This is a genomic window from Streptomyces sp. NPDC052107, from assembly GCF_040680215.1.
Classification (GTDB): Bacteria; Actinomycetota; Actinomycetes; order Streptomycetales; family Streptomycetaceae; genus Streptomyces.
The window spans coordinates 1-5381 of the sequence record NZ_JBFAWG010000191.1 but is presented as its reverse complement, the minus strand read 5'-3'; the positions used below and the strand labels follow the sequence as shown (position 1 = coordinate 5381).

The 5381-nt window shown below is 69.9% G+C and carries 8 protein-coding genes; 5 read left to right on the top strand and 3 right to left on the bottom strand.

Going from position 1 to position 5381, the window contains the following annotated elements; all coding sequences use genetic code 11:
• Window positions 1-59 precede the first annotated feature (59 nt).
• The 3 genes from AB0M27_RS46425 to AB0M27_RS46415 all read right to left on the bottom strand — a co-directional run bounded on the left by AB0M27_RS46425 (window position 60) and on the right by AB0M27_RS46415 (window position 1886).
• Window positions 60-305, bottom strand: coding sequence for a hypothetical protein (locus tag AB0M27_RS46425; RefSeq protein WP_365732240.1), 246 nt, complete (start codon window positions 303-305; stop codon window positions 60-62).
• A 247-nt stretch (window positions 306-552) separates the two neighbouring features.
• Window positions 553-1281, bottom strand: a complete 729-nt coding sequence (locus AB0M27_RS46420; RefSeq protein ID WP_365732239.1) for a lysophospholipid acyltransferase family protein — start codon at window positions 1279-1281, stop codon at window positions 553-555.
• A gap of 188 nt (window positions 1282-1469) precedes the next feature.
• Window positions 1470-1886, bottom strand: a complete 417-nt coding sequence (locus AB0M27_RS46415; RefSeq protein ID WP_365732237.1) for a DUF4395 domain-containing protein — start codon at window positions 1884-1886, stop codon at window positions 1470-1472.
• A 75-nt stretch (window positions 1887-1961) separates the two neighbouring features.
• Here AB0M27_RS46415 and AB0M27_RS46410 point away from each other — a divergent pair, with 75 nt between their 5' ends.
• The 5 genes from AB0M27_RS46410 (at window position 1962) to AB0M27_RS46390 (ending at window position 5275) form a co-directional block, all read left to right on the top strand.
• Window positions 1962-2375, top strand: a complete 414-nt coding sequence (locus AB0M27_RS46410; protein WP_365732242.1) for a thioredoxin family protein — start codon at window positions 1962-1964, stop codon at window positions 2373-2375.
• Window positions 2376-2458: 83 nt separating this feature from the next.
• The gene (locus AB0M27_RS46405) at window positions 2459-2539 is read left to right on the top strand and encodes a putative leader peptide (RefSeq protein WP_365732241.1); all 81 of its coding nucleotides are present in this window, start codon (window positions 2459-2461) and stop codon (window positions 2537-2539) included.
• Window positions 2540-2583: 44 nt separating this feature from the next.
• On the top strand, window positions 2584-3093 hold the full coding sequence (locus AB0M27_RS46400) for a flavin reductase family protein (RefSeq protein WP_365732236.1): 510 nt from the start codon (window positions 2584-2586) through the stop codon (window positions 3091-3093).
• A gap of 217 nt (window positions 3094-3310) precedes the next feature.
• Window positions 3311-4096, top strand: coding sequence for an electron transfer flavoprotein subunit beta/FixA family protein (locus tag AB0M27_RS46395; RefSeq protein ID WP_365732235.1), 786 nt, complete (start codon window positions 3311-3313; stop codon window positions 4094-4096).
• A 216-nt stretch (window positions 4097-4312) separates the two neighbouring features.
• Window positions 4313-5275, top strand: a complete 963-nt coding sequence (locus AB0M27_RS46390; RefSeq protein WP_365732234.1) for an electron transfer flavoprotein subunit alpha/FixB family protein — start codon at window positions 4313-4315, stop codon at window positions 5273-5275.
• Window positions 5276-5381: the final 106 nt, after the last annotated feature.

The following is a 5381-nucleotide window of genomic DNA, read 5'->3' as shown; positions in this document are numbered from 1 at the left end:
GAAGCGTGAAGAACTCCCATCATCGCAGGTCACAAGGCACTTCTTCATTTTCCCAAGCGTCATCCACAGGCATCGGTCGGTGGATCGAGGCTAAGCCAATCAGAGACGCTGCAGCCGTAGTCGCCCAGCCGGGGATGCGCCGACGCGTCGGCCTTCGTGAAGTGGCCGCCGCCGGCCGCGAGTCGGTGCAGCAGCCCGGAGGGGAGCGCGCCGTCGCAGGCGGTGCGCACCAGCCACCGGTCCTTGGCATAGGGCGCGCAGATCCAGCCGGTCGGAGCCGGCACGGCCGCAACCGCCAACTTCACCTTCCACCGGCGCCGCATCGTCGAGCCCCCGTACAGCGTTCGGCACACCAGAGCCGCCAGGCCCTCCCGTCACGATCGCGAACCCTGTCGAAGCGACGGCGCCGTGAAGCCGACGGCTCTGCAGGCGCCTAGGGGCGCGGGGCTGTGTCAGACATGCGGCTCCGCCGCGCGGGCGCGACCAGCCCCCACCGGCCCGCAGCCGAAGAAAGCGCCGAAGCCCCCAAGGCCCCGGCCAAGGCGCCGCAGGTCACCTCGCCTCGGCCGCCCGCAGCTGCTCCGCCGTCGGTGCCGTACCTCCCAGATGGGCGGGCAGCCACCAGGAGTCCGTGGAGTCCTTGGGGCGGCCCGGGTAGGCGCGCTGGGCGGCCTCCAGCAGCTCCTGGACGCCCTCGCGCAGCCGGCGGGTGATGGCGCCCGCGTACTGGTCGCGGGGTGCCTCGACGGCCTCGCCGACGCGGATGGTGACGGGCAGGTGGTTGCGCCTGAAGTTGCGGGGGTGGCCCTTCGTCCACAGCCGCTGGGTGCCCCACACCGCCATCGGGATGAGCGGGACGCCTGCGTCCTGGGCCAGCCGGGCCGCACCGGACTTGAAGCTCTTCAACGTGAACGACTGCGAGATGGTGGCCTCGGGGAAGACCCCGATGACCTCACCGGAGCGCAGCGAGTCCAGCGCGTGCGCGTAGGCAGTCTCGCCCTGCCCGCGGTCCACCGGGATGTGTTTCATGCCGCGCATCAGCGGACCGGAGATCCTGTGGCGGAAGACGGACTCCTTCGCCATGAAGCGCACCAGGCGCTTCTGCGGCAGGGCCGCCAGGCCGTTGAAGATGAAGTCCAGATAGCTGATGTGATTGCTCACCAGTACGGCGCCGCCCGAGCGCGGGATGTTCTCCGACCCCTGGCAGTCGATCTTCAGGTCCCAGACCTTGAACATCGTCTTGGCGAATCCGATGACGGGACGGTAGACCAGCTCTGCCATGGGCGGGACGGACCCTTTCTGCTCTGCTCGGGAAAGGGGGCTCCCGGCGGGTAAGTTACGCAGCCGTAGGTTTACGGCGTCTCGCAGATCGTGCCCGAAGAACGGACGGGTAGCCAGCCCTGGTGCCCGGTGGCGGCGAGATTCTCGTCACGTCGGCCTACATCCCACCTCGGATCCTTGAGCTCGTTCTACTCCGCCCGTACGGTGGCCCTCTTCAGAAGCAGGAACATCTCGCAGCCCAGGCAGTAGCCGAACGCCGCGTTCAGGAACGCGGCGGCGAGGGCCGCGCCGGTCGCGGCCAGGCCCAGCCACTGCGGTCCCACGGTGAACCCGACGAGGCCGAGCCCGGCGAACACCAGCCCCACGGCCTGTGCGAACCGCGGCGGTTCCGGCGCCTCGAACTCCTTCGGCGGTCCAAGTCGCGGCCGTACGGCGGTACGGAACGCCCAGCCGTACGGCGAGCGCTGTACACCCGCGGCCGCTCCCACCGCGAACGCCAGCGTCTGCCAGCCCAGTACCCAGGTGCTCTCCAGGCTCAGTGCCACGGCCAGAACGGCCGTCGTCACGGCCGCCCCGAAGCGCGGCCCCCTCACGTCGATGTCCATGAATCCAGCATTCCGCAACGGAAACTCCCGCGGGAGGCGGGAATCTTTGCAGTCTCGTGAATGCTTGTGCAGATGATGACCGGAGTGGTGGTGTGCGTGGCGGTGCTCGTCGTGGCGAGCGCCGCCGGAGTGTTGCACAAGCGGCGGAGCGGGAGAGTGCGGGTGCGCGGGCGGGACGAGGGCAAGCGGCTGGGAGCCGTCGAACTGGGCGGCGACCTCGGCGAGCGCGCCACGCTGGTCCAGTTCTCCAGCGCCTTCTGCGCACCCTGCCGGGCCACCCGGCGTGTCCTCGGCGAGGTCGCCGCAATGGTCCCCGGGGTGACCCACATCGAGATCGACGCCGAGGCCCATCTGGACCTCGTGCGCGATCTGGAGATCCTGAAGACGCCCACCGTGCTGGTGCTCGACGGCGACGGACGGGTCGTACGGCGTGCCACGGGACAGCCCCGCAAGGCCGACGTCATCGCGGCGCTGGGCGAGGCCGTGTGAGGGGCCCTCAGGACACGGGGCGGTGCCTTCCGCATCCCGGACCGTGCTTGACTGGGCGCACCAACTATCGTCAGCCTGACCGTATGCCGACCGAACTCCTTCTCCACGGGCGGGTCCACGTCGACCTCTCCCGCACCGCGAGCGCCATCTGTCCGGGCTGTTGAGACCCGACGGCCCAGCTCGCGACCTCCAGCAGAAGGACAACTCCATGACGGCCTCGCCCGACCTCGGCACTGTTCAGCTCGCCTCTCCCGACCTGTTGCGCTCCACCTTCCGCCGGCACGCCGCCGGTGTGGCGGTGATCACCGCGCGTGGTGCCTCCGGCCCGGTCGGCTTCACCGCCACCTCCCTCACCTCGGTCTCCGCCGAGCCCCCGCTCGTCTCCTTCGGCATCGGCACGGGCGCCTCCAGCTGGCCCGCGATGGCCGAGACGGACCACATCGGCGTGCACATACTCGGCGAGCACCAGAGCGAGCTGGCCGCCACCTTCGCCCGCAGCGGCGCCGACCGCTTCGGCGCGCCGACCGCCTGGCGGGAGGGCCCGGAAGGCGTACCGGTGCTCGACGACGTGCTCGCCTGGCTGGTCTGCCGGATCATCGGCCGGGTCCCGGCCGGTGATCACCGGATCGTGCTCGCCGAGGTCGTCCTGGGCGACCCCACGGGCGCCGGCCGCCCCCTCCTCTACCACCAGGGCCGCTTCAACGGCCTGCGGGATTGATCACGTCCGCCCCGCCTGCGAAGCCGTCGAGTTCCGGTTACGCTGCGTTGCGAAGGTCACAGTTCAAAGCGCTTGCTTAGCGGGCATGAACTGGGTGTACTGACGAGTAATATTTCGGTCGGAGCGCGCGGACGCCCCGACCGGGATCGGCCGCTTGAGGCGCCTATGCTGCGTGCAAGAGGCAGCCCGGAAATGACGATGCAGTAGGAGAGCCGGCGTGAGCTTGAGGATCGTTGTCACTGTGAAGTACGTGCCCGACGCCACTGGCGACCGGCACTTCGCCGATGACCTGACCGTCGACCGCGACGACGTGGACGGTCTGCTCTCCGAGCTGGACGAGTATGCGGTCGAGCAGGCCCTCCAGATCGCGGAGAACGCGGACGACGCCGAGGTCACCGTCCTGACGGTCGGCCCCGAGGACGCCAAGGACGCGCTCCGCAAGGCCCTGTCCATGGGTGCCGACAAGGCCATCCACGTCGAGGACGACGACCTGCACGGCACTGACGCCATCGGCACCTCCCTGGTCCTGGCCAAGGCCATCGAGAAGGCCGGCTTCGACCTGGTCGTCTCCGGCATGGCCTCCACCGACGGCACCATGGGTGTCGTACCGGCCCTGGTCGCCGAGCGCCTGGGTGTCCCGCAGGTCACCCTGCTGTCCGAGGTCTCCGTCGAGGACGGCGTCGTGAAGGGCCGTCGCGACGGCGACGCCGCCTCCGAGCAGCTTCAGGCCTCGCTCCCGGCGATCGTGTCGGTCACCGACCAGTCGGGCGAGGCGCGTTACCCCTCCTTCAAGGGCATCATGGCGGCCAAGAAGAAGCCGGTGGAGTCCTGGGACCTGTCCGACCTGGACATCGAGGCCGAGGAGGTCGGTCTGGACGGCGCGTTCACCAAGGTCGAGGCCGCGAACGAGCGCCCGGCCCGCACGGCCGGCACCATCGTCAAGGACGAGGGCGAGGGCGGCAAGCAGCTGGCCGAGTTCCTGGCGAGCCAGAAGTTCATCTAGGGGTCGGTGGCGCGGGCCGGTTGCAACGAGACCCGCGCCCCGGTGGATTGCCTCGCAGGAGTGCATTCCCGTGACTCCGCCCGAAGGGGCTTCTCGCTCGGCCGAGACGGCCTCACGACGGACAAGCCCTGCCCGATGCCGAACGGCACGAGCGGAGCGTAGCAGTCAACGTGTCTTCCCCCGACCGGAGTTCGGGGTTTTCGCCCAGGAGTAGTAATGGCTGAAGTTCTTGTCTACGTCGACCACGTGGACGGTGCCGTCCGCAAGCCCACCCTCGAACTGCTGACCCTGGCCCGCCGTATCGGCGAGCCCGTCGCCGTCGCCCTCGGCAATGGCGCCGCCGACACCGCCGCCACGCTCGCCGAGCACGGTGCGGTGAAGGTCCTCACCCACGACGCGTCAGAGTACGCCGAGTACCTGGTCGTGCCGAAGGTGGACGCCCTGCAGGCCGCCTACGAGGCCGTCTCCCCGGCCGCCGTGCTGGTCCCGTCCTCCGCCGAGGGCAAGGAGATCGCCGCCCGCCTGGCGCTGCGCATCGGCTCCGGCATCATCACCGACGCCGTCGACCTGGAGGCCGGCGACGAGGGTCCGGTGGCCACCCAGTCGGTGTTCGCCGCGTCCTTCACCACCAAGTCCCGTGTCATCAAGGGCACCCCGGTCATCACGGTCAAGCCGAACTCGGCCGCCGTGGAGGCAGCCCCGGCCGCAGGTGGCGTCGAGGCCCTGGCCGTGACCTTCTCGGACAAGGCGACCGGCACCAAGGTCACCGCGCGTACGCCGCGTGAGTCCACGGGCCGCCCGGAGCTGACCGAGGCCGCGATCGTGGTCTCCGGCGGCCGTGGTGTCAACGGCGCGGAGAACTTCTCGATCATCGAGGCGCTGGCCGACTCGCTCGGCGCGGCCGTCGGTGCCTCGCGTGCCGCCGTCGACGCCGGCTGGTACCCGCACACCAACCAGGTCGGCCAGACCGGCAAGTCGGTCTCGCCGCAGCTGTACATCGCCAACGGCATCTCCGGCGCGATCCAGCACCGTGCCGGTATGCAGACCTCCAAGACGATCGTGGCCGTCAACAAGGACCCCGAGGCCCCGATCTTCGAGCTGGTCGACTACGGCGTCGTCGGCGACCTGTTCGACGTCGTCCCGCAGCTGACCGAGGAGATCAAGACCCGCAAGGGCTGAGCCCCACCCAGGCACACCCGAGGCCCCGGTGACCGACGCGGTCACCGGGGCCTAGAAGGCTCATGAAGATCTTGGTGAGGGGCTGTCCGGCCGTAGGCCGGGCAGC

Excerpts from the sequence above, each read along its gene's own strand:
- AB0M27_RS46420 (WP_365732239.1), bottom strand. The coding sequence starts at position 1,281 with ATGGCAGAGCTGGTCTACCGTCCCGTCATCGGATTCGCCAAGACGATG.
- AB0M27_RS46415 (WP_365732237.1), bottom strand. The coding sequence starts at position 1,886 with ATGGACATCGACGTGAGGGGGCCGCGCTTCGGGGCGGCCGTGACGACG.
- AB0M27_RS46410 (WP_365732242.1), top strand. The coding sequence starts at position 1,962 with ATGACCGGAGTGGTGGTGTGCGTGGCGGTGCTCGTCGTGGCGAGCGCC.
- AB0M27_RS46405 (WP_365732241.1), top strand. The coding sequence starts at position 2,459 with ATGCCGACCGAACTCCTTCTCCACGGGCGGGTCCACGTCGACCTCTCC.
- AB0M27_RS46400 (WP_365732236.1), top strand. The coding sequence starts at position 2,584 with ATGACGGCCTCGCCCGACCTCGGCACTGTTCAGCTCGCCTCTCCCGAC.
- AB0M27_RS46390 (WP_365732234.1), top strand. The coding sequence starts at position 4,313 with ATGGCTGAAGTTCTTGTCTACGTCGACCACGTGGACGGTGCCGTCCGC.